Origin of the sequence: Streptomyces sp. NPDC048297 (genome assembly GCF_043201585.1) — a bacterium.
GTDB lineage: Bacteria > Actinomycetota > Actinomycetes > Streptomycetales > Streptomycetaceae > Streptomyces.
This window is the reverse complement of record NZ_JBICZA010000015.1, coordinates 27,158-51,700: the sequence shown is the minus strand read 5'-3', so window position 1 is coordinate 51,700 and position 24,543 is coordinate 27,158. Positions and strand designations below refer to the sequence as shown.

Below are 24,543 nucleotides of genomic sequence, written 5' to 3'. Positions count from 1 at the left end.
CGTCGGGCGTGGCGGGGAGGACGGTGGGTCGACGGCTGTTGTGCACGCATGGATTCCTAGGGGGACGCCGGCCCGGGGAGGGGGGTTGGGGCCCTGGCCGGTAGGAGGGGGCGAGGAGCGGCAGGGGTTCACACGGTGGGTGGTTACGCGGTGGGTGGTTACGCGGTGGGTGGTTACGCGGTGGGCGGTTACGCGGTGGGCGGTTACGCGGTGGGCAGTTCGGACCGGGGATGCGGATTCGTGACCGCCGCGGACGCCTCGCGCTCGCGCGCGGTCGGCGACAGGGCGACGAAGGCGGCGGTGAGGAAGAGGAACGAGCCGAGCCCGACGGCCAGCGGGAAGATGAACTTCATGGCGGACGCGCCACTCAGGGCCGCTCGGCCGGCCGTGAGGTGGATCTGTACGGCGGTCATGCCGGTGTAGTGCATGCTGCTGACGGCGAGCCCCATCACGAGGGACGCGATCCACACGCCCCGGGCCGCGGTGACGTTGAGCGCGGCCCACAGCGCGGCGGTGGCCGCGACGACGGCGATGATCACGGAGAGCGTGACCAGCACGGGGTTGTACGTCACACGTCCGTGCAGCTTCACCGCGGCCATGCCGAGGTAGTGCATGGCGGCCACGCCGAGGCCGGTGCCCAGACCGCCCAGCACCAGGGACCGGTTCCGGTCGCGGCCGTAGCCGACCATGAAGACGCCCACGCCGACCACGAGGACGGCGACCAGCAGGCTGGCCACCGTGCCGAGGACGTCGTAGCGGATCGGTGATCCGACGACGGAGAAGCCGAGCATGGCGATGAAGTGCATCGTCCAGATACCGGTTCCGATGGCGAGGGAGGCGGTCAGCAGCCAGTTGCGTCGTGAGCGTCCGCTCGCTTCGAGCGCCCGCATCGTGCAGCGCAGTCCGAGCGCCGCACCCACGCACGCCATCGCGTAGGCGAGTACGGGAGACACCCATCCGGCACCGAAGTGCTCCATGTGTCCCACAACTTCTCCTTCCACAGGCGAACTCGGGCCGTGGGACGCTAACACGGAGTTCGATCACAGGAAATTCACTGAGCACCCACACTCACATGAATTGATGACGCAATGACGAATCCAGTGGCTCAGCGTCACACTACTGACCATTTATGTGTTTGCGGCGACTCGCCGAAACAGCGCCTCGGGACCACCAATTTCCCTTTCCACAAGGTCAGTTGATGCCCGCCTCGGACAAGTCGGCACAGCTCCGCGGGCATACCGTCGCCTGGCCGGATGAAATGGATCACCCAACTCATCGATTTGTGAAGGAGGTTCATCGCAGCCTCTTCCCATGAAGTCCGGATGAAGCGGACTTAGAAGTCCCGAATCGGACCATCACATCCCATGACCGATGAGTTCACGGCCGTATGAATTACCGGAAAGAACGGCATGAGAAGGGAAGTGCACGCAGATTCCGTGAACAGATATCCACTCGCTGTCCGCGCCCGCCGGCCCTACGCTCGGTGTCATGACCAAGCCCCTCGTGGCGATCCTCAGCGGCGCCGGCATCTCCACCGACTCCGGAATCCCCGACTACCGCGGCCCGAACGGGCTGTGGCGGCGGGATCCGGGGGCCGAGAAGCTGGTGACGTACGAGTACTACATGAGCGATCCGGAGATCCGCCGCCGCTCCTGGCAGATGCGGCGCGCGAACCGTGCGCTGCGGGCGGAGCCGAACGCGGCGCACCGGGCCGTCGCGGCGCTGGAGCGCACGGGCATCCCGGTGCGGGTGCTCACCCAGAACGTGGACGGGCTGCACCAGCTGGCCGGGATGCCGGCCCGCAAGGTGCTGGAGCTGCACGGCACGGTCCGGAGCGTGGTGTGCACCAAGTGCCACGCACGGGGGCCGATGGAGGAGGCGCTGGCGCGGGTGGAGGCCGGTGAGGAGGATCCGGCGTGCCTGGAGTGCGGCGGGATCCTGAAGTCGGCGACCGTGATGTTCGGTGAACGGCTCGACCCGGTGGTCCTCGGGCAGGCCCTCTCGATCAGCAAGGCGTGCACCGTCTTCATCGCCGTCGGCTCCAGCCTCCAGGTCCAGCCCGCCGCGGGCCTCGCCGGTGTCGCCGCCGACAACGGCGCCCGCCTGATCGTCGTCAACGCCGAGCCGACTCCGTACGACGACCGTGCCCAGGAGGTCGTGCGCGAACCGATCGGCACGGCGCTGCCGGCGCTGCTGGACCGGCTGGTCGCAGCGCACCGGGCTGCGTCGATCCGGCGCACGCTCTAGAAGAGGGCCGTTCCCCGTTCGAAGTCCAGCAGGCGGCGCTTGCGGTCGAGGCCGCCTCCGTAGCCGGTGAGGTCGCCGGCGGCGCCGATGACGCGGTGGCAGGGGACGATGATGCCGATCGGGTTCCTGCCGTTGGCGAGGCCGACGGCGCGGGAGGCCCTGGGGTTGCCGAGGGCGTCGGCGAGTTCGCCGTAGGAGCGGGTCTCGCCGTAGGGGATGCGGGTGAGCTGTTCCCAGACACTGCGCTGGAACGGGGTGCCGTTCAGGCGGAGTTCGAGGGTGAACTCCTTCAACTCGCCCGCGAAGTAGGCGGTCAGCTGTTCCTCGGCCTCGGCGAAGGGGGTGTCGTCGGGGCTGCCGAAGGTCTCCTCCGGCGGGCGGTGGCGCTGGTCGGTCATGTAGAGGCCGCACAGGACACCGTCGTCGGCGACGAGGGTGAGGGGGCCGTAGGGGCTGTCCATGACGGTGTGCTGCTTCATCGCGGAGGTCATCGCGAAGTTCCTCTCGAAAGTCCTCATACGGGAAGGAAGTTGATGGGGTGGCTGTCCGTCGCCCACAGGTACTGGACCGCGTAGGCACGCCAGGGGCGCCAGGCCTCGGCGCGGGCGGTGAGCGCGGCCGGGGTGCCGGGCAGTCCCAGCTCCTCTGCGGCGCGCCGGATGCCGAGGTCGGTGGGGAGGAAGGCGTCGGGGTCGCCGAGGGCGCGCATGGCGATGACGTCGACCGTCCAGGGGCCGAAGCCGGGCAGCGCGAGGAGGCGGGAGCGGGTCTCGGCCCAGTCGGACTCGACCCCCAAGTGGAGGGTTCCATCGGCGAGTTGACCGACGAGGGTGGTGAAGGTGGTGCGCCGGGTGCGGGGCATGGCCAGGGTCTCGGGGTCCACGGCGGCCAGCGCCTCGGGCGACGGGAAGAGGTGGGTGAGTCCGCCCTCGGGGTCCTCCAGCGGTGTGCCGTGGGCCGTGACCAGGCGGGCGGCGTGGGTGCGGGCGGCGGCCGTGGACACCTGCTGCCCGAGGACGGCCCGGAGGGCGAACTCGGCCTCGTCGACGGTGCGCGGGACGCGGCGCCCCGGGGCCTTGTCGACCAGCGGGGCGAGGACCGGGTCCGTGCGCAGCTGGTCGTCGGTCGCCACCGGGTCGGCGTCCAGGTCGAGCAGGCGCCGGCAGCGGCTGATGGCGACGGTCAGGTCGCGCAGGTCACCGAGGGTGAGGCGGCAGGCGATGTGGTCGGGGCGGGGCGTGAGCGCGACGATGCCGTGCCCGTGCGGCAGCCGCAGCGTGCGCCGGTACGCGCCGTCCCGCCACTCCTCCACGCCGGGTACGGCGGTGGCGGCCAGGTGTCCGAAGAGGTTGTCGGGGTTGAGCGGGGCGCGGAAGGGCAACCGCAGCGCGATGGTGCCGGGGGTGCCGGGGGTGCCGGGGGTGCCGGGGGTGCCGGGGGTGCCGGGGGTGCCGGGGGTGCCGGGGGTGCCGGAGGCGCCCGCGGGGCTGGTGCGCGGCAGCCGGGCGCGCAGCTCGCTCGGGGACAGGGCGAAGACCTCGCGGACGGTGTCGTTGAAGGTGCGGATGGAGGAGAAGCCGGCCGCGAAGGCGATCTCCGCCATGGGCAGCGGGGTCGTCTCGATCAGCAGCCGTGCGGTCTGGGCGCGCTGGGCGCGGGCCAGGGCGAGGGGGCCCGCGCCCAGCTCGGCGAGCAGCTGGCGCTCGATCTGGCGGGCGGAGTAGCCGAGCCGGCCGGCCAGTCCGGTTACGCCCTCGCGGTCCACGACACCGTCGCGGATGAGGCGCATGGCTCGGGCGACGAGGTCGGCCCGCTGGTTCCACTCCGGGGAGCCGGGGCTGGTGTCCGGGCGGCAGCGCTTGCAGGCCCGGAATCCGGCCTGCTGGCAGGCGGCCGCGCTCGGGTAGAACGTCATGTTCTCCGGCTTGGGCGGGACCACCGGGCAGCTGGGCCGGCAGTAGATGCCGGTGGTCAGGACGGCGGTGAAGAACCAGCCGTCGAACCGTGCGTCCTTGGACTGCACGGCGCGTACGCAGTGCTCCCGGTCGAGGTGCGTCCCTGTCCGCATGCGTGTCTGCATGCAGACAGGATCGGCTCTCGCGGGGGCTCACCGCTGGCGGGAATCCGACATGTGCCTGGGGGTGGCCTGGGGCGGGAGGAAATTCCCCGGGGGTCAGGCGCGCTGCTCGAAGCCCGCGATCCACTCGGCGGTCGTGCGCAGGCCCCCGAAGGTGTAGAAGTGCACCTTCACGGGGGCGGTCAGGTTCGTACTCCCGGCCGATGATGCCATGGGCGTACGACGCCCTGGTCGGCCAGAGACCGCCAGGAATACGTTTCGCCCGCCTTCATCCGCCTTCATCCGCCTTCGCCAGAAGACCTTCGCCAGAAGACCTTTGTCAGGAGACCTTTGTCAGGAGACCTTTGTCAGGACATCAACGCTCCGCTGCCCGGACGGGCGGCGCCGTGGCGGAGGGCCGGGAGCCCTCGGGCAGCGCGGGGGTCTCGATGCGCCAGGCGATGCGCTCGCCGTCCTGGACCAGGCGCCGGTAGGCGTAGAGGACCACGGAGAGCAGCAGGATGCCGACGCCCACGAGTGTCTCGGTGCTGTCGCCATCGCCGGCGAGGGACGGATGGGTCACGCCGACGAAGACGATCAGCAGGTTGAAGGCGAGCAGGAGCCAGGCGACCTGGAATGACGGCGATGACCTTGGTCGTGCGGGCGGCCAGCCGGGCGCCGAAGTAGTTGCAGGCCCATCCGGCGACGATCGAGGCCACGGCCACCGCTTCGGTCAGGCCCAGGCTCCGGCCCGCGATCTCGATGTGGCCGGAGTGCGGGAACCACTGGGTGCGCACCAGCGCGCCGATCGCGGCCGCGTTCACGGCGATGCTGAAGGACCAGCCGATCCAGTACCCGAAGGAGGCCACCGCGCCGAGCGGGGCGCAGTAGCGTTTCCAGCCCTCGGTGGCGTAGCGGCTGACCCCGCCGGACATGCCGGGGAACATCGCGGCGCTCTCCGCGAACAGCATGTTCTGCAGCAGGCCGACGACCGCGCCGCCGACCCACAGTGCGATGGCGGTCCAGGCGCCGACCGCGCCGATTCCGTAACCCACCGTCAGGAGCAGGCCGTTGATGACCAACGCGATGGCGAAGCCGTCGCGCCAGGTGAGTGTCTTGCGCAGCTCTGCGGTGTCCTTGGCGTCCTTGGCGTCCTTGGCGTCCTTGGCGTCCTTGGCGTCCTTGGCGTCCTTGGCGTCCTTGGCGTCCTTGGCGTCCTTGGCGTCCTTCTGATCCTGGTGCACGTCGACCACCCGTCTGGAGGGAACAGGGGCTGTGTCGGGCGTCACAATAATGCGTTATTATTGGATGGCAATATAGGCGGGCGAGAACATGCGGTCAGGAAACGTACGGCAGCGAGGAGCGGTCGTGGACGAGCAGAGGGAACGGATCCTGCGGGCGGCGGCCGAGGTGCTGGCCGAACGGGGCTTCGACGCGGGCCGGTTGCGCGATGTCGCGACGGCGTCCGGGCTGTCCATCGGTTCGCTGCAGCACTACTTCGAGACCCGGGACGCCCTCTTCCGCGAGGCCTTCGCCTGGTCCATCGACGACCTGATCGACCGCTGGCGGGCCGCGGCCGTCGACGCCGCCGGAGCGTGGCGCCGCTTCGAACTGCTCGTCGGGGCACTCACCTCCGACCCCGCCCTCGTCCGGCGCTGTGCCACCTGGACCGAGTTCTGCGCGAGTGCCTCGCGCCGGGAGGAACTGGGCGAGGGAGTGCGCCGGGTCCACGCCGAATGGCGGGCGCTGATCAGCGAGATCGTCGAACAGGGCGTGCGCGGCGGGGAGTTCGATCCCCCGCTGGCGGCCGACCTCGCCGTCGGTTCGCTGACGGCCCTGGTCGACGGCTGCGACATGGCGGTGGCGTCCGGGTCCGGACTCACCGCCGAGCGCTACGCCGAGGTGATGCTCGGCACCGCGCGCGTCGTGCTCGGCGTCCGCGCCTAGCGCTCAAGCGATCCGAGGAATCCAAGAAATCCAAGAAATCCGAGACACCTGAGGGCTCTGAGGGCTCTGAGGGCTCTGAGGAATCCGACGGATCTAAGGAATCTAAAGGATTCGACGAATCTAAGGGATCTAAGGGATCTAAGGGAGGAGACGTTCCATGGGAGTGCGGTTCCCGCATCTGTTCAGCCCGCTGCGGATAGGCAAGGTGACGGTGCGCAACCGGATCCTGTCCTCGGGCCACGACACGGTCCTGGTCAGGGACGGCGCGGTCACCGAGGAGCTGATCGCCTATCACGAGGCCCGTGCGGCGGGCGGCGTCGGCCTGATCGTGCTCCAGGTCTCCGGCGTGCACGAGTCCGCCCGGTACACCACCCACGTCCTCATGGCCACCGAGGACGCGTGCGTTCCCGGGTACGCCCGGCTCGCCGAGGCGGTGCACCGGCACGGCACGAAGGTCTTCGGCCAGCTGTTCCATCCCGGCCGGGAGATCCTGGAGTCCAAGGACGGCAGCGCACCGGTCGCCTGGGCACCCTCGGCCACACCGAGCGAGCGCTTCCACGTCATGCCGCGCGCCATGACCGAGGCCGAGATCCATGAGGTCCTCGACGGCTACGGCCAGGCGGCCCGCCGGCTGCGCGAGGCCGGGCTCGACGGCGTGGAGGTCGTCGCCAGTCACGGCTATCTGCCGGCGCAGTTCCTCAACCCCGAGGTCAACGTCCGCACCGACGGCTGGGGCGGCGACGCGCGGGGCAGGCTGCGCTTCTTGCGCGAGGCGCTGCGCAGTGCCCGGGAGCAGGCGGGGGACGGCTTCGTGGTCGGCCTGCGCATCTCCGGCGACGAACTGAGCCACGACGGCCTGGGCACGGACCTGGTCCTCGAAGCCGTCGCCGAACTCGACGCGGAGGGGCTGATCGACTACGTGTCGGTGGCCGCGGGCAGTTCCTCCAGCCTGTCCGGGGCCCAGCACATCGCGCCGCCCATGTTCCATCAGGCGGGCTACACCGCGCCGCTCGCCGCCAAGGTGCGTGCCGTCGTCGGTGTCCCCGTGATGGTGGCCGGGCGGATCAACCAGCCGCAGGAGGCGGAGCAGATCATCGCCGGTGGTCAGGCGGACGCGTGCGCGATGACCCGGGCCCTGATCTGCGACCCGGACATGCCGGTCAAGGCCGCGGACGACCGCGCCGAGGAGATCCGCGCCTGCATCGGCTGCAACCAGGCCTGCATCGGCCACTTCCAGCTCGGCTACCCGATCTCCTGCATCCAGCACCCGGAGACGGGCCGGGAGCGCCGTTTCGGGGTGCTGCCGACGATCACCCGGCGGAAGAAGGTGCTGGTGGTGGGCGGCGGGCCGGCCGGCCTGAAGGCCGCCGCCGTGGCCGCGGCCCGCGGGCACGAGGTGGAGCTGCACGAGGCCGGGCGACGCGTCGGCGGTCAGGTACTCCTCGCCGAACTGCTGCCCGGCCGCGCCGAGTTCGGCGGCGCGATCACCAACCTCGAAGGGGAGGCGCGCCGCGCGGGCGCCCGTATCCTGGTGAACTCCCTGGTGGACGGCCCGGCTCTCGCCGCCGCGGCCCCGGACGCGGTGGTGCTCGCCACCGGCGCACGGCCCCGCCGTCCCCGGCTTGAGCTGATGGACGACCCCGTGGTGCTCGACGCCTGGTCGGTGATCCGCGGCGGCGAGGTGCCGCGCGGGCGGATCGTGGTGGCGGACTGGCGCGGCGACTGGATCGGCCTGGGCGTCGCCCTCCAACTCGCCGCCCTGGGGCGGAAGGTGACGCTCTGCGTGACCGGCTTCGCGGCCGGCGAGCACCTCCAGCAGTACGTACGCGCCGCCATGCTGGCCCAGGCGGTACGGGCCCGGATCGACATCGTGCCCAACGTGCGGCTCTACGGCGCCGACAGCGACACCGTCTACCTCCAGCACACCCTCACCGAGGAGCCCGTACTGCTCGACGGCGTCGCGGGCACCGTCCTCGCACAGGGCCACGAACCGGTCGACGACCTCGACCCGGTAGCCCTCGGCATCCCCGCCGACCACATCTTCTCCGCAGGCGACCGCATCACACCACGCACCGTGGAGGAGGCTGTGCTGGAGGGACTGACGGTGGCGACGGAACTCTAAACCGTACGACATCCAGGGCCGAGAGCCCCAAGGGCTGGAGAAGGCCGACGAAGTCGGGTGCGCCTCGGCAGCGCCCCAAAGGGGCGCGAGGAACTGCGCAACCAACCAACACGAACCCGCAGACGGCAAACCGAACTTCCAACGGACCAGTCAAACAGGGCCAGCGAAATCCGACACGCTTCGGCAACACCCCCCAAGGGGCGCGGGGAACTGCGCAACCAACCACAACGAACCCGCAGACGACGAACCAGCCCCCACGAGAGCACTCAAACGAGGCCAGCGAACTCCGACACGCCTCAGCAACACCCCCAAGGGGCGCGGGGAACTGCGCGACCAGCCACAACGAACCCGCAGACGACGAACCGGAGATCCAGCGAAGCGCTCAGCCCAGCCGGCGCGCAAACACCTCGTACGTCTCCTCGTCGAAGAGAACAAAGCGCACCTCTTCGACGGCAGTCGGCGTGCCGCGCACCGTCTCCACCGCGATCCGGGCCGCGTCCTCCTTCGGGTACCGGTAGACACCGGTGGAGATCGCCGGGAAGGCGACCGTGCGGGCGCCCAGTTCGTCGGCGACGCGGAGGGATTCCCGGTAGCAGGAGGCGAGGAGGCCGGAGCGGTCCTCGGAGGCGGACCAGACCGGGCCCACGGTGTGGATCACCCAGCGCGCGTCCAGCTCGCCCGCCGTGGTGGCGACGGCCTGGCCGGTGGCAAGGCCCTTGCCGTAGCGGGAGGCGCGCAGGGCGCGGCAGGCCTCAAGGATCGCGGGGCCGCCGCGCCGGTGGATGGCGCCGTCGACGCCCCCGCCGCCGAGCAGGGAGGAGTTGGCCGCGTTGACGATCGCGTCGGCGCTCTGCCGCGTGATGTCGCCCTGTACGAAGGTGATGGTGACGGTGGTCATGACTGCCTCAGTCTTCTCCAGACGGCCTTCGCCGCGTTGTGCCCCGACATCCCGTGTACACCCGGGCCGGGCGGGGTCGCGGAGGAGCAGATGAAGACCGCCGGGTGGGGGGTGCTGTACGGGTGCAGGGACAGTCTGGGGCGCAGCAGGAGCTGGAGCCCGGAGGCCGCGCCGCAGGCGATGTCGCCGCCCACGTAGTTGGCGTTGCGGGCGGCCATCTCGGTCGGCCCGGCAACGGCGCGGGCGAGGACGCGGTCGCGGAAGCCGGGGGCGAAGCGCTCCAGCTGGCGTTCCATGGCGTCGGTGAGGTCGCCGCTCCAGCCGCCCGGGACGTGGCCGTACGCCCAGAAGACGTGCTTGCCCTCCGGGGCGCGGGTCGGGTCGGCCACACTGGGCTGCACGGTGATCATGAACGGCTTGTCCGGGGCGCGGCCCTCGCGGGACGCGGCGCGCAGCGCCCGGCCGATCTCGGCGCGGCTCGCGCCGATCTGCACGGTGCCGGCGGCTCTGGCCTCGGGCGCGGTCCACGGGACCGGGCCGTCCAGCGCGTAGTCGATCTTGAAGACGCCGGGGCCGTAGCGGTAGTGGTCGTAGTGGCTGCCGAAGCCGGCGATGCGGGCGAGCGCGGTGGGCGAGGTGTCGAAGACGTAGGCACGCGCGGGCGGCAGGTCGTCCAGGCGCTTGACCTCGTAGTCGGTGTGGATCGCGCCGCCGAGGTCCTTCAGATAACCGGCGAGGGCGTCGGAGATCGCCTGGGAGCCGCCGCGGGCGACGGGCCAGCCGCGGGCGTGCGCGGCCAGGGCGAAGACCAGGCCGACGGCGCCGGTGGCGACGCCGCCCAGCGGGGCCATGACGTGGGCGACCAGGCCGGCGAAGAGGGCCTTGAACCGCTCGTCCCGGAAGCGGCTCATCAGCACGGTGGAGGGCGGGAGTCCGGCCAGGCCGAAGCGGGCGAGGGTGACCGGGTCGCGGGGCAGCGCGGTCAGCGGCAGGGACATGAAGTCCCTGGCCAGGGTGTCCCACTTGGACAGGAACGGCGCGACCAGTCTGCGGTAGGTGCCCGCGTCGCGCGGACCGAACGAGGCGGCCGTCTCGGCGACGGACCGGGCCAGCACCGCCGCGCTGCCGTCCGGGAAGGGATGCGCCATGGGCAGGTCGGCGTGCAGCCACTCAAGGCCGTAGCGCTCCAGTGGAAGGGCGCGGAACGCCGGTGAGTTGATGCCGAGGGGGTGGGCGGCCGAGCACGGGTCGTGCCGGAACCCGGGCAGGGTCAGCTCCTCGGTGCGGGCACCGCCGCCGACGGTGGACCGCGCCTCGAACAGGGCGACCGAGAACCCGCGGCGGGCCAGTTCCACGGCCGCGGTCAGTCCGTTCGGCCCCGCACCCACCACGACCGCATCGAGCATCGACGGCACCTTCGGACCCCCTCGTCAGCCGATGGCCACTCGGGATCAGGATATGCCGGGGCACCGACAATGCCCGGGTCGGGTACCAGGGGCGGATATCAGGGTCGGGTGACCAGGGTCGGGGTGCCGGGTACCTCAGACCGCCGTGCGCAGCAGTTCGGCGACGCGGCGGGCCGTGGCGGCGTCCCGGGCGGCGGTGAAGGGCAGCGCGTTGCCGCCGGTGATACGGAACGGCTCACCGGTGAGGGTGAGGTCGGCGCCGCCCGCCTCCTGGACCAGCAGCAGACCCGCCGCATGATCCCAGGCAGCCTCCCAGCCGAACGCGACCGCGTCCAACTCGCCCCGGGCCACGGCGAGATACTCCAGACCCGCCGATCCGCAGGGGCGCGGGGCGATGCCGTCGGTCCACAGGGCGCGCAGCGAGCGCTTCTGCTCGTCGGTGGTGTAGTCCGGGTGGGAGGTGGCGACGACGAGGTCCCGGCCGGGGGCCGGCGGGCCGGCGAACAGCCGCTCCCCGTCGAGGTGGGCGCCCTGTCCGCGCACCGCCGTGGCGAACTGGTCGCGTACGGGGGCGTAGGTCCAGGAGGCGAGGACGGTGCCGCGGCGGGCGAGCGCCACCAGGGTGCAGAAGCCCTCGTCGCCGTGCACGAACTGGCGGGTGCCGTCGACCGGGTCGATGATCCAGACCGGGGCGTCGCTCTGGAGCGCGTCGTACGTGGCCGGGTTGGCGTGCACCGCCTCCTCGCCGACCACCAGCGAGCCGGGCAGCAGGGCGCCGAGCACCTCGGTGAGCTGGCGCTCGGCAAGGCGGTCGGCGTCCGTCACCAGGTCGTGCGGTCCGCTCTTCTGGTCCACCTCGTGGTCGGCGAGCCGGCGGAAGCGGGGCAGGATCTCTGCGGCGGCGGCCTTGCGGACGGCGTCTTCCACGTCGGCCGAGTGGCGGGCGAGGAAATCTCCCTCAAGGATCTCGTCCAGGGGTGACTCCCACGTCTCGGTGTCGTCGATCATGCCCCCATGAGAACACGCCCCGCTGACAATCCCCGCCCGTACGGTGGATGAGGGGTGGAATCACGATGAACACGCGGGGCCGCTCCCCGTGCCCCGGGCTCTCCCCGCTCCTCGTGCTCCCGGGCTCTCCCTCGCACCTCGTACCCCCACGCTCTCCCCCACCCCCGGCTGTCACCGGCCCACCGCGTACCCCTGCATGCCCCGCGCATTGGCCGCGGCCGACAGGATGCCGGTACGTGGGTCGCGGGCCACCGCGCACAGACGGCCCTCCGACCAGGCGGGACCGACGGTGACGTCGTGGCCGCGGCGGCGCAGCTCCTCGACCACGTCCGCCGCCGTGCGCGACTCCACGGTCACGCTGCCGGGGCGGTGGCCGCGCGGGTGGAAGGAGCTGGGGAAGCTGTCGTTGTGCCAGTTCGGGGCGTCGATGGCGCCCTGCAGGTCGAGGCCGCCGCGGACCGGGGAGCGCAGCACCGCGGCGAGGAAGAAGTGCAGCTGCCACTGATCCTGCTGGTCGCCGCCGGGGGTGCCGAACGCGAGCACCGGGACGCCGTCGCGCAGCGCGAGGGACGGGGTGAGGGTGGTGCGGGGGCGGCGGCCCGGGGTGAGCGAGTTCGCCAGCCCCTCCTCCAGCCAGGTCATCTGCAGCCGGGTCCCGAGCGGGAACCCGAGTTCCGGGACGACCGGGTTGGACTGCAGCCAGCCGCCACTGGGCGTGGCCGCGACCATGTTGCCCCAGCGGTCGACGACGTCCAGGTGGCAGGTGTCGCCACGGGTGCTGCCGTCGGCGGCGACCTGGGGCTCGCGGGGCGGCTGCGGGACGGGGGGCGCGGCGAGGCCGGCGGGCGGCTGCGGGACAGACGGCGCGGCGAGCGGATACGCAGTACGGGACGCACCGAGCGGATCCGTACTGGTGGACGCACGGGACGCACCGAGCGGATCCGTGGCGGTGGACGCACCGACGGGATCGGGGGCGGTGGACGCACCGAACGGATCCGTGACGGTGGACGCACCGAGCGGATCCGTGGTGGTGGACGCACCGGGCGGTTGCGCGACCGTCGGTTCGCCCGTTCCCAGCGCGTCGAAGGTGTCGGCGCCGGCGTCCACGCGCGCGTGGGCCTGTGCGGGCAGGCGCGGGTGCGGCCGCCGGGGCTGCCGGGGCGCAGTTCGTGGGAGGCGGTGGCGGTGACGAGGGCGCGCCGTTCGGTGTTGTAGCCGTCCGACAGCAGTTCGGCGACGGGCACCTCGGCGGCGTCGCCGTACCAGGCCTCGCGGTCGGCCATGGCGAGCTTGCAGCCCTCGATCAGCAGGTGGAGGTAGTCGGCGGAGCCGTAGGGGGGCAGCTCGGGCGGGAGCAGGGCGAGCTGCTGGAGGAGGGCGGGGCCCTGGCTCCAGGGGCCGGCCTTGCACACGGTCCAGCCGTTCCAGTCGTACGTCACGGGTGTCTCGTACGACGCCGACCAGCCGGCCAGGTCGGTCTCGGTGAGCGTGCCGGTGTGCCGTTCGCCGCTGGTGTCCATGGTGGGCCGCCGGGACTGCCGCAGCAGGGCCTCGGCGATGAAGCCGGTGCGCCACACCTCGCGCGCGGCGTCGATGCGCGCCTCCCGGTCGCCGGCGCCGGCGGTCTCGGCGAGCAGCCGCTTCCAGGTGGCGGCGAGGGCGGGATTGCGCAGCGGCTCACCGATCCGCGGCGGTGCGCCGCCCGGCAGGTACACCTCGGCCGACGAGGTCCACTCGGTCTCGAACAGCTTGCGCACGCTCTCCACGGTCGCGCCGACGTTCTCCACGGGCGGGTGCCCGTGTTCGGCGTACCCGATGGCGTACTTCAGCACGTCGTCCAGGGGCTTGGTGCCGTGGTCGCGCAGGAGCAGCAGCCAGGCGTCGAAGGCGCCGGGCACGGCGGCGGCGAGGGGTCCGGTGCCGGGTACGAGGTCGAGGCCCAGCCCCTTGTAGTGCGCGACCGTGGCGCCGGCCGGGGCCACGCCCTGTCCGCACAGCACCCGTACCTCGCCGCCCGCCGGGGCCAGCAGGATCGGCACCTCGCCGGCGGGCCCGTTGAGGTGCGGTTCCACCACGTGCAGGACGAACGCGCCGGCGACCGCGGCGTCGAAGGCGTTGCCGCCGTCCTCCAGGACCGCCATCGCCGACTGGGAGGCCAGCCAGTGCGTCGAGGACACCATGCCGAAGGTGCCCTGAAGCGTGGGTCGAGTCGTGAACCGCATCTCTCACCTCGGTGTTCGCGTACGCCGGCCGGCCTGTCCACCCGTGTTCCGCCTGCCTCGCGGTGGACGTCACGCGGCCATGCTCCCCCATCGCGGCCCGGTGCCGGTACCTGGCGGCCGGCTCACTTCGAGGGTTCGCGCAGGCGCACGGCGAGGGCGGCGATGTCGTCCTCAAGACGTCCTCTGCTGTAGCGCAGCAGGTCGCGGTGGAGAGCCGTGAGCAGTTCGTGGGGCGGTGTCGGAGGCTGTCGGCGCATCCAGGCCGCCAGGGGGAAGAACTCGCCGTCGCGGGCGCGGGCCTCGGCGACCCCGTCGGTGTAGAGAAGCATCAGGTCGCCGGGGGCGAAGTCGAAGGTGTCGACGTGGTAGTGATCGCCGATCAGCTCCGCGAGATTGAGCAGGGGCGAGGGAGAGGTGGGTTCCAGGAGGCGGAGTTCCCCGTGGTTCAGGAGCAGCGGCGGGGGGTGTCCGCAGTTGAGGATCCCGATACGCCCTCCCTCGTGCGGGATCTCGACGAGCAGGGCGGTGGCGAAACGCTCGGTCGGTCCCTCGGGGGGAAACGCGGCGTTGTAACGGGTGCTGCTGGCGTCGAGCCGGCGCGCGACGTCGGCCATGTCGGCCTCGCCGTAGGCCGCCTCCCGGAAGGCGTTGACGATCGCCGCCGCCGCGCCCACGGCCGGCAGCCCCTTGCCCCGCACGTCGCCGATGAGCAGCCTGATCCCGAAGCCCGTGTCGACCACCTCGTAGAAGTCCCCGCCGATACGGGCCTCCGCCGCGGCGGCGAGATACAGCGACTCGATCTCGACGGACCCGAAGCGGCGCGGCATGGGGCTCAGCACCACCTGCTGTGCCGCGTCGGCGACGAGGCGCACCTGGAAGAGGGTCCGCTCCCGCTGGAGCCGGACGTGACTTCCGTAGGCTGCCGCCACGGTGACCGCGATGATCCCCGAAGCCGTCCACCACGTCCCCAGGCCGGGGAACACCGCGCTGAGGCCGATCATCAGTAAGAGGCAGACGGTGCCCAGCAGGACGGTGGGGAACACCGGCCACATGGCGGCGGCGAGGGCCGGCGCCGCGGGCAGAAGGCGACTGAAGGCCATTTCCGGGGGAGTCGCGTATGCCAGGCCGGCGATGACACCGGTGAGGACGACCGGCGACAGCCGCACGACCCTCCCGCGCCCGTGGCGGCGACGGGGCCGCAGCCGTCCTGACTCGATCACACCCGACAGAATATCCAGGCGATCGGGACATAGCGCCCTAATGGCACCCCAATGGCTCGGAGCCGGCCGCCCTGCGCGGCGCCGTCCCGGCGCCGTCCCGCCGGGCGCAGTGCTCCGTCCGGCCTCATTCGCCTCAGGGGTAGGATTTTGAGGGGTAAGAGGACTTTCTACCTGGGTGAACGGGGGCCGGGATGGCGGAGCGGAAGACGACGGCGGAGCGGGATGCCGTCGCGATGGTCATCGAGGACTGGGCGCGCGAGCGCCCCGAACTGGACACCACCCCGCTGGAGGTCCTGGCCCGGCTGCACCGCTCGTTCCTGCGCTACAGCACCCGCCTCACCACGTCCATCGAACGCCACGGGCTGTCCGTCGCCGGCTTCGACGTGCTGACCGCGCTGCGCCGGGCGGGTGCGCCGTACCGGCTGACCGCGGGCCAGCTCGCCGACTCGGGGCTGGTGTCCTCCGCCGGGGTCACGCTGCGCATCGACCGGCTGGAGAAGGACGGGCTGATCGTGCGCGAGCGGGACGCCGACGACCGCCGTGTCGTGTACTCGCGGCTCACCGACGCGGGCCTCGCCAAGGTGGACGAGGTGTTCGCCGAGCATCTCGACAACGAGCGCCGGATGCTCGGCGACCTCTCCCCCGCCGAGCGCCGCCAGCTCGCGCGGCTGCTGCGCAGGCTGGAGCACTCGATCCTCTCCTCGGACGGTGATCTCCCGGTCTGAGCCCCGGGGCACGGGTCACCCGGCGCGGGGTCCAGGTCACCCGGCCGGCTCGCCCGCCGTCTCCCGCGCCGCCGGCTGTGCCGCCTGCGCCTCGGCCTGCGCCCGGTACAGGCGGCGCAGCCGGACCACGCCCAGGTCGTGCTGGTAGAGGTTCTCCTGCTGGTCGGCGTCGGCGGGCATGGCCTCCAGCATGACCCGGTCCTGCTCCAGCACCTCCCAGTGCCGCTTCTCGATGAGCGTCCTGTACAGGAAGCGCCAGGTGTCGCGCTGCCAGCCCTGCACACGGCGGTAGCGCCAGAAGAAGACGCCGGTGCGCCCGGCGTCCACCGGGCAGGCCATGCCGACGATGCCGAAGGCGCCGCCGGGACCCGCGGAGGGCGGGTACGGGATGGAGAGGTCCACCCAGTCGATCCCGGTGCGGCACAGCTCGACCCAGTCGAAGTTCACGCCCCGCTGGTCGGTCTTCTCGAAGAAGTAGCCCCGCGCGGTCTCCCGGATGCGGAAGCGGGCCGTGGTGTCCCCGTCGTACATGGTGTGGGACTCGTGGTGCAGGAAGGCGCCGTGCATGGGGTCGAGGAGGTTCTCCATGGCGAACCGCCACGGCACGTTCCACTCGGCGTAGCACAGGATGGGCTCGATGTCGGGGTCGTCGAGCGGGTCGGGGAGGGTCGGTTCGACCGGTTCCGGGTGCTGTTCGTCGCCGAAGTAGGCGAGGATCGCGCCGGCGACCTCGCGCACGGGCGGGGAGGCGACGAGCTTCTTGCCCTCCAGGTTGCAGCCGGGCAGGCCGGGCACGGAGGAGACGGTGCCGTCGGTGCGGACCTCGACGCCGTGGTACCAGCAGGCGACCCGGTCCCCCAGGTGCTTGCCGAGGGACAGCGGGGCGCCGCGGTGCGGGCAGCGGTCCGCGAGCATCGACAGGGTGCCGTCGGAGCGGCGGAACAGCAGCCACTGCTCGCCGAGCGCGGTCACCTTGCGCATCGCGCCGGGTGCGACGTAGGAGGAGGGGACGACGGGGTGCCACTGGTTGCGCAGACCGGTGGCGTAGACGTGGTCGGCGGTGACGTTGCTGGACAGGGTCATGGTCAGGCTCCCAGGCGGTGCATCTCGGCGCGGAAGGACTCCTCGGTCCAGGGGGCGCCGTCGGGCGCGTGGACCTGACGTGCGTTCAACCCGTGGACCACGTCGGTGAGTTCGTGGCCGTCCTTGGTGAAGATCTCTTCGAGGGTGGCGGCCAGCTTGTACTCGTAGGGGGTGGGTTCGTGCGTACGGGACTGGTGGGCGTCCAGGTAGGGCCAGGGCGGGGTGGTCATCGGGGTCTCCAGCGGTCGGGACTCGGGTCGGGGGGTCGTGGGGGTGTGGATCCCCGGTTCACAGATCGAGGACGAGGCGGCCGGAGGCGCAGCGCGAGACGCAAATCATCATGGTCGCGTTCGCGGTGTGCTCGGCCTCGCTGAGCAGGAAGTCGCGGTGGTCGGGGGTGCCGGCGAGCACCCGGGTCTCGCAGGAACCGCAGATGCCGTCGCGGCAGGAGCTGTCGACGCTGATACCGGCGTCCTCCACGGCCTGGAGGATCGAGGTGTCGGGGCCGACGGTGAGGGTGCGGCCGGAGGCGCGGCACTCGACCTCGAACTCCTCGTCGTCCCCGGTGCGTTCGACGGCGGGTGCGGCGAACCGCTCGACGCGCAGCCGGTCGGCGGGGCACTTCCGCTCGACGGCCGCGAGCAGCGGTTCGGGTCCGCAGCAGTAGACGAGGGTTCCGTCGGGCAGGTCGGCGAGCGCAGTGTCCAGGTCGATGTGGCCGTGCTCGTCCTGCGGTACGACCGTCACGTCACCGTTCAGAGCGGCGAGTTCGTCGGTGAAGGCCATCGAGGCGCGGCTGCGTCCGCCGTAGACCATGCGCCAGTCGGCACCGCGCCGGGCGGCCTCGCGGGCCATGGCGAGCAGCGGGGTGATGCCGATGCCGCCGGCGACGAAGACGTACCCGGGGGCGTCCTCCAGGGCGAAGTGGTTGCGGGGTTCGGAGACCGTGACGGTCTGCCCCGGGCGCAACGTCGTATGCACGTGGCGCGAACCGCCGCGTGAGGCGGGCTCGTTGAGCACGCCGATCCGGTACGTGCCCGTCGCCTGGGGGTCTCCGCACAGGCTGTACTGGCGGATCCGGCCGCCCACCTCGACGTCGATGTGGGCGCCGGGGGTCCAGGCGGGCAGGGGCTTGCCCTCGGGGTGGGTCAGCTCGACGGACAGGACGCCGTCGGCCTCCCAGGTCATGCGGCGCACGGTCAGCCGCGGTGACGTCTGGCTCATCTCGGCTCGCTCCTCAACTGCCCGGGATGGTCACGGGCGGGGTGAACGGGTTCTTCATGGGGCCCAGCGCGGTCAGGTCGACCTCGACGAGCACCGGCCCGTCGGCGGCGACGGCCTGTTCCAGCACGGGTACGGCGTGCTCCTCGGCGGCGATGCGCAGGTACGGCAGCGAGCAGGCGCCGGCCAGCCGCTCGAAGTCGGGTGTGGCGAGGTCGACTCCGGCGCGGCGCTCGCGGTAGGTGTCCTGCATGTTGCGCAGGACGCCGTAGCCGCCGTCGTTGAAGACGATCAGGGTGAGCCGGGGCCGTTCCTGGGCGAGGGTGAGGAGTTCGCCGAGGTGGACGGCGAGGCCACCGTCGCCGGCGAGGACGACGGTGGGTGCCTCGGGCCGGGCGAGTGCGGCTCCGATGCCCATGCCGAGGCCCTGTCCGATGCCGCCGCCGCGCGGGAAGACGTTGTCGCGCGGGTCGTAGATCTCCAGGAGCCGGTTGCCCCAGCTGCTGGAGGGGATGGTGACGTCGCGGGCGACGACGGCCTCGCGGGGCAGGGCGGCGCGGATCGCGTCGCAGATCGCGGCCTGGGGGCCGATGTTCTCGTGCAGGGTGGCCCTCACCTGCTCGCGGACGTCGGTGACCCGGCCGGTCCAGTTCGGCTCGGCCTCGGACGCGTGCGGCAGCAGGGCGGCGAGGACGCCGGCCGCGTCGCCGTGCAGCGGGTGCCGCGCCGGGTACACGCGGCCGAGGGCGGCGGCGTCGAGGTCGATCTGGATGTGTGCGGCGGGGAGTCGGAGCGTGTAGTCGGCGGTCTCGTTGGAGCGGAAGTGGGTGCCGACGGTCAGCAGCACGTCGGCGTCGGCGAGGAGCGCGCGGACGGCCGGGTTGGTGGCGAAGTTGCCGATGACCTGCGGGTGGTCCTCGGGTACGGCGCCGCGCCCGGAGTTGGAGGTGATCAGTCCGGCGCCGGTCGCGGCGAGCAGGTCCGCGAGTTCGGCGCGGGCCCGGGTCGCGCCGCCGCCCGCCCAGACGAGGGGCCGACGGGCCGAGGCCAACAGGGCTGCGGCGGCGGCCAGTTCGTCCGGGTCGGGGACCGGTGCAGCGGCCGGGGCGATCTCGGTGATGGTGTCGTTCTGGGCCGCGTACTGCAGGTCGATCGGCCACTCGACGCTCGCGGGGCCACCCGGAGCGGTGAGCGCGGCGTGCGCGGCCTCGCGCAGGACACGGCCGGCGTCGGCGGCGGACGTCACGGCGGCGGCGTGCTTGGAGACGGCGGTCAGCATGCCCAGCTGGTCCTTGGTCTCGTGGATGAAGCCGCGTCCGCTGCCGAGGAACCGGCTCTCCACCTGCCCGGTGACGTGCAGGACGGAGGTGCCCGCGCTGAGCGCCTCGATCAGGGAGCCGGCGGCGTTGCCCGCGCCGGTGCCGGTGGAGGTGAGGGCGCAGCCGATGCCGCCGCGGGCACGCCCGTAGGCGTCGGCGGCGTTCACGGCGGACGCCTCGTGCCTCACGGGCACGAACCGCAGCTCGCGGTCGACGGCCTCCACCAGCGGCAGGTTGTGCACGCTGACGATGCCGAAGACGGTGTCGATGCCCAGGTCCCGCAGGACGGCGACGAGGAGATCGCCTCCGTTGTCGTGACGCATGGTGAGATCTCCTCAGAGGATGGAGCGGCCGACGCCGCCGCAGACGTCGATGGCGGTGCCGGTGATGTACGAGGCGCGGGGGGACAGCAGCGCGACGATCGCGTAGGCGACCTCGTCGGCCCGGCCGAGCCTGCCGAGGGCGACCCCGCGGTCGGCGGCGAGGTGCGCCTGCCACTCCTCGTAGCTCTGGTCCGTGTCCGCGGCGGCGTGGCGGCGGGTCCACTGGCCGGTGTCGATCAGGCCCAGGCACACGGAGTTGACCCGGATGCCGTCGGCGGCGAGTTCCACAGAGAGGGACTTGGACAGGTTGAGGATGCCCGCGCGGGCGGCGCTCGTCGTGATGAGGCGGGGCTCGGGCTGCTTGGCGAGGACGGCGTTGACGTTGACGACGCTCGCCGCGTCCGACGCCTTCAGGTGCGGGCGGGCCGCGTGCAGCGGGTTGAGGACGCCGTGGAACTTCAGCTCCAGCTCGTCGCGCCAGTCGTCGGCGGTGGACTCGTCCAGGCCCTTCATCCGGGACTGCCCGGCGTTGTTGACGAGTCCGTCGACGCCGCCGAAGCGGCCGGCGGCCTGCTCGACGACGTCGCGTACGGCGCCGGCGTCCCGTACGTCGCACACGGCGGTCAGCAGCCGGCCGGCGTCGAGGCCGGCCGTCGCGCGGGCGAGGCGGTCGGCGTCGCGTCCGCAGGTGGCGACGTTCGCGCCCTCGTCGAGTAGGGCGCGGACCGTGGCCAGGCCGACGCCCGAGCTGCCGCCGGTGACCACGATGGTGCGGTCGGCGAGGCCCAGATCCATGGCGGGTGACTCCTGTCGATCAGTGCATGGTGAAGCCGCCGTTGACGGCGATCACCTGTCCGGTCAGATAGCGGGACTCCTCGCCGAGCAGGAAAGCGACGGCTCCGGTGAGGTCGTCGGGTCGCTGGGGGCGGGAGATGGCGCGGTTCGCGCGGTAGAGGTCGTGGCGCTGCGCGGGCACGGTCTCGGTGGCCTCGCCCTCGGTCAGACCGGGGGCGAGAGCGTTGACGGTGATGCCCTTGTCGCCGAGTTCGCGGGCCATGGCCCGGGTCAGGGCGATCACGGCGCCCTTGGAGGCGATGTAGTGGGCGAGGCGCGGGGAGCCGTACAGGGCGGCGTCGGAGGCGAGGTTGACGATGCGGCCGGGTCCGCCGTGGGCGAGGAGCTGCGGCAGCAGGACCTTGGACACCAGCCAGGGGCCCCGGGCGTTGACCGTCATCAGCCGGTCCCACGTCTCGACGTCGATGTCCTGGAACTCCTTGCCGCCCACGCCGTTGGCGAGCGCCGCGTTGTTCACCAGGCCGTACAGCGGGCCCAACTGCCGTGTGAACTCACCGAGTCGCTCCACCGAGGCGGGGTCCGCGACGTCGCAGGGCGTGAAGTGGGCGTCGATGCCCTCCGCGCGCAGTTCCCGCTCGGCGGCGCGGCCCCGGTCCTCGGCCAGCTCGGCCAGGACGACGCGGAAGCCGTCCTGGCCGGCCCGGCGGGCCATGGCCAGTCCCAGGCCACGGCCCGCCCCGGTGACGACGACCGTCCGGGCGTCGCGCGGGGAACGCTCAGTCACGGGTGACGCCGTGCATCGGCGAGTGCTCGGGGTAGGTGGGCACCTGCGGCTTCTGTGTGCCGATGACGACGCAGAACAGCGCGTCCTTGTCGCCCTCGTTCTTCAGCGAACGCGCCACGCCCGCCGGGACGACGATCATGTCGCGGTAGCCGAGGGTGCGGTACTCCGCCTCGTCCTCGCCGCGGTGGATGCCGACCCGCACCTCGCCCTCCAGGACGAAGAAGGCCTCCTCGACGTCGTGGTGGGTGTGCTCGGGGCCCTCGGCGCCGGGCGGGAGCAGCATGTTGGAGAAGGTGAACCCGCCGGACGGGAGGATCCGGTTGTCGCCCTCGTGGTTGCCGGTGGCGCCGGAGCCGACGTAGCGGATCTGCGCGCGGCGGTACTGGTCGCCGGCCTTCGCCTGGAAGGCGAGGGTGTTCCAGTCGGGCTCGCGGGAGTCCTTCGTCGCGATGAGCGAGTCGGTGTAGGAGGCGAGGTCGCCGCCGTTGTCGTACGCGGTGGTGGTCAAAGGCACGGTGAACTCCTAGGCGGGGATACGGGCGGTGATGCGGAGGTGGGAGAGCACCCAGGCGTCGAAGCGCTCGGGCTGCTCCTGGTTGGCCAGGTGACCGGCGTCCTTGACGATCACGTAGGCGGTCTTGTGGATGGCGCCGGCGATGGCCTGGGAGGCGTCGACGCCGGTGACGCGGTCCTGGTCGCCGCACAGGACGAGCGTCGGGGCGGTGATCCGGGGCAGTTCGGCGCGCAGGTCGGCGGCGGCCATCGACTCGGCGGCGTACGCGTAGCCCGGCAGGCGGATCGCGTCCGCCATGGTGTCGGTGACGCGTCGTACGAGGTCGGCGGGCGCGTTCTCGGACAGCAGGCGGGAGGCGCGGCGTTCGGCGAACGCCCTGGGGCCGGCCTCGGCCAGCTCGCCTGCCCGTGCCCGCATCGCGGTCGCCTTCGCCGGGTCCGTGCCCGAACCCGGGCTGGAGTCCGCGACGACGAGGGAGGCGACCAGCTCCGGGTGGCGGACGGCGAGCCGCAGCGCGATGACTCCGCCCCAGGAGACACCGAGGACGTGGGCGCTGCCGCCGCGGGCGCGGATCAGCGCGGCGGCCGTGTCGGCGTAGTCGTCCAGGGTCAACGGGCCTTCGGGGTCAGGGGACTTGGCATACCCGGGGGCGTCCCAGGCGACGACCCGCGCGTACCGGCCCAGCTCGGCGAGCTGCGGGGCGAAGGCGGCCGAGGAGGAGCCGATGCCGTGCAGGCACAGGAGCAACGGGCCCTGGTCGCCCGCCTCTTCGACGTGCAGCGCTGAGGCGAGGGCCGCCACCGAGTCCGTCACCGGGGCCGTCACAGGATCTGTCCTGTCCGTCCGGCCAGCGCGGCGAGGCTGCGCAGTACGGCGTACGGCACGACCTGGCTGGTCGCCGGGTTGCCCGGGTCGGGCAGGTGGGCGACCTCGAAGCGGTAGGCGCCGTGCGCACCGCGGGCCTCGACGACGTGCCGGGTGTGGTGCGCTCCGGGGTCGGCGACGACGTGGACCCGCACAGCGTCCAGGTCGCCGACGGCCAGCGCGACCGAGGCGGCCACGTTCGTCGACTTGGGGAACTTCACCGGGATGTCGCGCGCGGTGCCCGACATCACCTCGACCGGGCCGGTCGCCGTCCGCAGCCGGGTGAGCAACTCGTCGTCCATCCAGGGCTGTTCGAGGGTGGAGGGCAGCTTGGTGGTGGTGAGCCGCACGTCGTGCAGCGGGCCGAGGGAGCGTACGGCCTGGAGGAGGTCGAGGCCGCCGACGGCGCCGCCGGTGAAGTACACCCGGCCAGGACCCGCCGCGAGCAGCCGCTTGGCCAGTTCCTCGTCGGTCAGTGCCCCGGTGGAGGCGATCAGCAGGTCGGTGCCGGATTCGAGGACGCGCTCGCCCCACTCGCGGACGACGCCCTGCCCGGCCGCCTCCACGATCAGGTCGCAGCGCTGGAGGGCCTCCTCGAAGGCGACCTGAGGAGCGGGCGCGCTGTCGCCCAGGGGGCGGTTGTCGACGATGCACTCCAACACGGCGCCGGTGACGGACCGTTCGGCGAGGGCGGAGCCGACGACGCGTCCGATGGCGCCCCAGCCGACGACGCCGACCTTGCGGATCCGATTGCTGCTCATGCGGGGGTCTCCTCGGCGAGGGCGGGGGCGAGGGGTGACGGGGAGGGGGAAGGAGATGGGGAGGGAGGGGTGGCGAGCGGGCCGGGGGCGGCGGCGAGCGGGCCGGGATCGGGGGTTCCGGCCATGTGGCAGCGGATCTTCGTGGAGGGCGGGCCCGCCGTGCCCCACAGGTCGGACAGTTCGGGGGTGCGGCGCCACACCTTGGCGATCCAGCGGTCCTCGACCACCTGCGCGACCTCGGAGGTGTACTCGCAGACCAGACCGGTCGGGTCGGTGAAGTAGGAGAAGGTGTTGTCGCCGGGGCCGTGCCGGCCGGGGCCCCACTGGGGGGTGATGCCGTGGTGGCGCAGCCGGCCCAGTCCCCGCATGAAGTGGTCGACGGAACGCATCTCGTAGGCCACGTGGTTGAGCGAGGCCCAGTCGGCCTGGTTGAAGGCGATGCAGTGGTGGTCGGCGTTGCAGCGCAGGAAGGCCATCTGGTGCTCGGACCAGTCGGAGACGCGCAGGCCGAGGACGTCGCGGTAGAAGGCGACGGACGCGTCGATGTCGGTGGTGTTGAGGACGGCGTGGGTGACGCCGACGGGTACGGCCTCGTCGCGGCCTCGGGGCCGCACCGCCCAGGTCTCGGCGGACAGTTCGAGCAGGCGGCCCTCGGGGTCGGTGAAGCGCAGGCCGTAGCCGCCGCCGACCTGGTCGAGGGGGCCGGGTCCGGCCACCGGGGTGATGCCGCGGGCGAGCAGCCGGCGGGCGGCCTCGTCCACCTCGGCGGGCGTGGCGACGGCGAAGGAGATCCGGCCGAGGCCGACGCGGTGCGAGCGGGTCAGCTGGAGCGCGTGGTGCTCCTCGCCGGTGCCGCGCAGCCAGATGGCGTCGTGCCCGGACTCGACGACCCCGAGCCCCCACGCCTCGGCGTAGAAGTCCGCGGCGTCACCGAGTTCGGGTGTGAGCAGTTCGACCGAGCGCAGGGCGCGCAGCCGGGCGATGGGCGGGTGGGGCATGAGGGTCTCCAGACGTACGGACACGAAGGG

The 24,543-nt window shown here is 72.3% G+C and carries 22 protein-coding genes and 1 pseudogene; 4 read left to right on the top strand and 19 right to left on the bottom strand.

Annotated elements, in window-relative coordinates; translation table 11 throughout:
- Positions 1-203 precede the first annotated feature (203 nt).
- Positions 204-986 carry an MHYT domain-containing protein gene (locus ACGFYV_RS18350; protein ID WP_393879423.1) on the bottom strand — a complete coding sequence of 261 codons (783 nt, stop codon included), beginning with the start codon at positions 984-986 and terminating at the stop codon, positions 204-206.
- Between the two features lie 502 nt (positions 987-1,488).
- Here ACGFYV_RS18350 and ACGFYV_RS18345 point away from each other — a divergent pair.
- Positions 1,489-2,247, top strand: coding sequence for an NAD-dependent deacetylase (locus ACGFYV_RS18345; protein WP_393879422.1), 759 nt, complete (start codon positions 1,489-1,491; stop codon positions 2,245-2,247).
- On the opposite strand, the gene ACGFYV_RS18340 is transcribed toward ACGFYV_RS18345, so the two are convergent.
- The 3 genes from ACGFYV_RS18340 to ACGFYV_RS18330 form a co-directional block, all read right to left on the bottom strand.
- A complete protein-coding gene (locus ACGFYV_RS18340) occupies positions 2,244-2,726 on the bottom strand; it encodes a methylated-DNA--[protein]-cysteine S-methyltransferase (protein ID WP_393879536.1) in 483 nt (160 codons plus the stop codon). The genes ACGFYV_RS18345 and ACGFYV_RS18340 overlap by 4 nt on opposite strands.
- A 35-nt stretch (positions 2,727-2,761) precedes the next feature.
- A complete protein-coding gene (locus ACGFYV_RS18335) occupies positions 2,762-4,315 on the bottom strand; it encodes an AlkA N-terminal domain-containing protein (protein WP_393879535.1) in 1,554 nt (517 codons plus the stop codon).
- A 356-nt stretch (positions 4,316-4,671) separates the two neighbouring features.
- Complete coding sequence (locus tag ACGFYV_RS18330) at positions 4,672-5,547, bottom strand: hypothetical protein (protein ID WP_393879421.1); 876 nt, start codon at positions 5,545-5,547, stop codon at positions 4,672-4,674.
- Positions 5,548-5,671: 124 nt separating this feature from the next.
- On the opposite strand from ACGFYV_RS18330, the gene ACGFYV_RS18325 reads away from it, so the two are divergent.
- On the top strand, positions 5,672-6,250 hold the full coding sequence (locus tag ACGFYV_RS18325) for a TetR/AcrR family transcriptional regulator (RefSeq protein WP_393879420.1): 579 nt from the start codon (positions 5,672-5,674) through the stop codon (positions 6,248-6,250).
- Positions 6,251-6,407: 157 nt separating this feature from the next.
- Positions 6,408-8,372: an FAD-dependent oxidoreductase gene (locus tag ACGFYV_RS18320; protein WP_393879419.1), complete on the top strand. Its 1,965-nt coding sequence runs from the start codon at positions 6,408-6,410 to the stop codon at positions 8,370-8,372.
- Positions 8,373-8,754: 382 nt separating this feature from the next.
- Here the strand turns inward: ACGFYV_RS18320 and ACGFYV_RS18315 are convergent, their stop codons facing one another.
- The 5 genes and pseudogenes from ACGFYV_RS18315 to ACGFYV_RS18295 form a co-directional block, all read right to left on the bottom strand.
- Positions 8,755-9,270, bottom strand: a complete 516-nt coding sequence (locus tag ACGFYV_RS18315; RefSeq protein WP_393879418.1) for an O-acetyl-ADP-ribose deacetylase — start codon at positions 9,268-9,270, stop codon at positions 8,755-8,757.
- The gene (locus tag ACGFYV_RS18310) at positions 9,267-10,676 is read right to left on the bottom strand and encodes a phytoene desaturase family protein (protein WP_393879417.1); all 1,410 of its coding nucleotides are present in this window, start codon (positions 10,674-10,676) and stop codon (positions 9,267-9,269) included. Before ACGFYV_RS18310 ends, ACGFYV_RS18315 begins: the two co-directional genes overlap by 4 nt.
- A 135-nt stretch (positions 10,677-10,811) precedes the next feature.
- Positions 10,812-11,684: an inositol monophosphatase family protein gene (locus ACGFYV_RS18305; RefSeq protein ID WP_393879416.1), complete on the bottom strand. Its 873-nt coding sequence runs from the start codon at positions 11,682-11,684 to the stop codon at positions 10,812-10,814.
- A 171-nt stretch (positions 11,685-11,855) separates the two neighbouring features.
- A pseudogene (locus tag ACGFYV_RS18300) lies at positions 11,856-13,906 on the bottom strand (gamma-glutamyltransferase family protein).
- Positions 13,907-14,028: 122 nt separating this feature from the next.
- The gene (locus ACGFYV_RS18295) at positions 14,029-15,126 is read right to left on the bottom strand and encodes a PP2C family protein-serine/threonine phosphatase (protein WP_393879415.1); all 1,098 of its coding nucleotides are present in this window, start codon (positions 15,124-15,126) and stop codon (positions 14,029-14,031) included.
- A gap of 191 nt (positions 15,127-15,317) precedes the next feature.
- Here ACGFYV_RS18295 and ACGFYV_RS18290 point away from each other — a divergent pair, with 191 nt between their 5' ends.
- On the top strand, positions 15,318-15,851 hold the full coding sequence (locus ACGFYV_RS18290; protein ID WP_393879414.1) for a MarR family winged helix-turn-helix transcriptional regulator: 534 nt from the start codon (positions 15,318-15,320) through the stop codon (positions 15,849-15,851).
- 36 nt (positions 15,852-15,887) lie between these two features.
- Here ACGFYV_RS18290 and ACGFYV_RS18285 read toward each other — a convergent pair whose 3' ends face one another.
- From ACGFYV_RS18285 to ACGFYV_RS18240, 10 genes are read right to left on the bottom strand one after another with little or no spacing between them, the layout of a single operon-like run.
- Positions 15,888-16,934, bottom strand: a complete 1,047-nt coding sequence (locus tag ACGFYV_RS18285) for a Rieske 2Fe-2S domain-containing protein (protein WP_393879413.1) — start codon at positions 16,932-16,934, stop codon at positions 15,888-15,890.
- 2 nt (positions 16,935-16,936) lie between these two features.
- Positions 16,937-17,164, bottom strand: a complete 228-nt coding sequence (locus ACGFYV_RS18280; protein WP_393879412.1) for a recombinase-like helix-turn-helix domain-containing protein — start codon at positions 17,162-17,164, stop codon at positions 16,937-16,939.
- A 58-nt stretch (positions 17,165-17,222) separates the two neighbouring features.
- The gene (locus ACGFYV_RS18275; RefSeq protein ID WP_393879411.1) at positions 17,223-18,158 is read right to left on the bottom strand and encodes a PDR/VanB family oxidoreductase; all 936 of its coding nucleotides are present in this window, start codon (positions 18,156-18,158) and stop codon (positions 17,223-17,225) included.
- Between the two features lie 13 nt (positions 18,159-18,171).
- Positions 18,172-19,797 carry a thiamine pyrophosphate-binding protein gene (locus ACGFYV_RS18270; RefSeq protein WP_393879410.1) on the bottom strand — a complete coding sequence of 542 codons (1,626 nt, stop codon included), beginning with the start codon at positions 19,795-19,797 and terminating at the stop codon, positions 18,172-18,174.
- A gap of 12 nt (positions 19,798-19,809) precedes the next feature.
- The gene (locus ACGFYV_RS18265) at positions 19,810-20,592 is read right to left on the bottom strand and encodes an SDR family oxidoreductase (RefSeq protein WP_393879409.1); all 783 of its coding nucleotides are present in this window, start codon (positions 20,590-20,592) and stop codon (positions 19,810-19,812) included.
- A gap of 19 nt (positions 20,593-20,611) precedes the next feature.
- A complete protein-coding gene (locus ACGFYV_RS18260) occupies positions 20,612-21,376 on the bottom strand; it encodes an SDR family oxidoreductase (protein ID WP_393879408.1) in 765 nt (254 codons plus the stop codon).
- Positions 21,369-21,890, bottom strand: a complete 522-nt coding sequence (locus ACGFYV_RS18255) for a cupin domain-containing protein (protein ID WP_393879407.1) — start codon at positions 21,888-21,890, stop codon at positions 21,369-21,371. Before ACGFYV_RS18255 ends, ACGFYV_RS18260 begins: the two co-directional genes overlap by 8 nt.
- Before the next feature lie 9 nt (positions 21,891-21,899).
- Positions 21,900-22,715 (bottom strand): alpha/beta fold hydrolase, encoded by an 816-nt coding sequence (locus ACGFYV_RS18250; RefSeq protein WP_393879406.1) that lies wholly within the window; start codon positions 22,713-22,715, stop codon positions 21,900-21,902.
- A complete protein-coding gene (locus ACGFYV_RS18245) occupies positions 22,712-23,515 on the bottom strand; it encodes an aspartate dehydrogenase domain-containing protein (protein WP_393879405.1) in 804 nt (267 codons plus the stop codon). Before ACGFYV_RS18245 ends, ACGFYV_RS18250 begins: the two co-directional genes overlap by 4 nt.
- Entirely contained in the window at positions 23,512-24,513 is a 1,002-nt protein-coding gene (locus ACGFYV_RS18240; protein ID WP_393879404.1) for a VOC family protein, read from the bottom strand. The genes ACGFYV_RS18245 and ACGFYV_RS18240 overlap by 4 nt, the downstream gene beginning before the upstream one ends.
- Positions 24,514-24,543: the final 30 nt, after the last annotated feature.

Excerpts from the sequence above, each read along its gene's own strand:
- ACGFYV_RS18345 (WP_393879422.1), top strand. The coding sequence starts at position 1,489 with ATGACCAAGCCCCTCGTGGCGATCCTCAGCGGCGCCGGCATCTCCACC.
- ACGFYV_RS18340 (WP_393879536.1), bottom strand. The coding sequence starts at position 2,726 with ATGAAGCAGCACACCGTCATGGACAGCCCCTACGGCCCCCTCACCCTC.
- ACGFYV_RS18335 (WP_393879535.1), bottom strand. The coding sequence starts at position 4,315 with ATGCGGACAGGGACGCACCTCGACCGGGAGCACTGCGTACGCGCCGTG.
- ACGFYV_RS18320 (WP_393879419.1), top strand. The coding sequence starts at position 6,408 with ATGGGAGTGCGGTTCCCGCATCTGTTCAGCCCGCTGCGGATAGGCAAG.
- ACGFYV_RS18315 (WP_393879418.1), bottom strand. The coding sequence starts at position 9,270 with ATGACCACCGTCACCATCACCTTCGTACAGGGCGACATCACGCGGCAG.
- ACGFYV_RS18310 (WP_393879417.1), bottom strand. The coding sequence starts at position 10,676 with ATGCTCGATGCGGTCGTGGTGGGTGCGGGGCCGAACGGACTGACCGCG.
- ACGFYV_RS18305 (WP_393879416.1), bottom strand. The coding sequence starts at position 11,684 with ATGATCGACGACACCGAGACGTGGGAGTCACCCCTGGACGAGATCCTT.
- ACGFYV_RS18290 (WP_393879414.1), top strand. The coding sequence starts at position 15,318 with ATGGCGGAGCGGAAGACGACGGCGGAGCGGGATGCCGTCGCGATGGTC.
- ACGFYV_RS18285 (WP_393879413.1), bottom strand. The coding sequence starts at position 16,934 with ATGACCCTGTCCAGCAACGTCACCGCCGACCACGTCTACGCCACCGGT.
- ACGFYV_RS18280 (WP_393879412.1), bottom strand. The coding sequence starts at position 17,164 with ATGACCACCCCGCCCTGGCCCTACCTGGACGCCCACCAGTCCCGTACG.
- ACGFYV_RS18275 (WP_393879411.1), bottom strand. The coding sequence starts at position 18,158 with ATGAGCCAGACGTCACCGCGGCTGACCGTGCGCCGCATGACCTGGGAG.
- ACGFYV_RS18270 (WP_393879410.1), bottom strand. The coding sequence starts at position 19,797 with ATGCGTCACGACAACGGAGGCGATCTCCTCGTCGCCGTCCTGCGGGAC.
- ACGFYV_RS18265 (WP_393879409.1), bottom strand. The coding sequence starts at position 20,592 with ATGGATCTGGGCCTCGCCGACCGCACCATCGTGGTCACCGGCGGCAGC.
- ACGFYV_RS18245 (WP_393879405.1), bottom strand. The coding sequence starts at position 23,515 with ATGAGCAGCAATCGGATCCGCAAGGTCGGCGTCGTCGGCTGGGGCGCC.
- ACGFYV_RS18240 (WP_393879404.1), bottom strand. The coding sequence starts at position 24,513 with ATGCCCCACCCGCCCATCGCCCGGCTGCGCGCCCTGCGCTCGGTCGAA.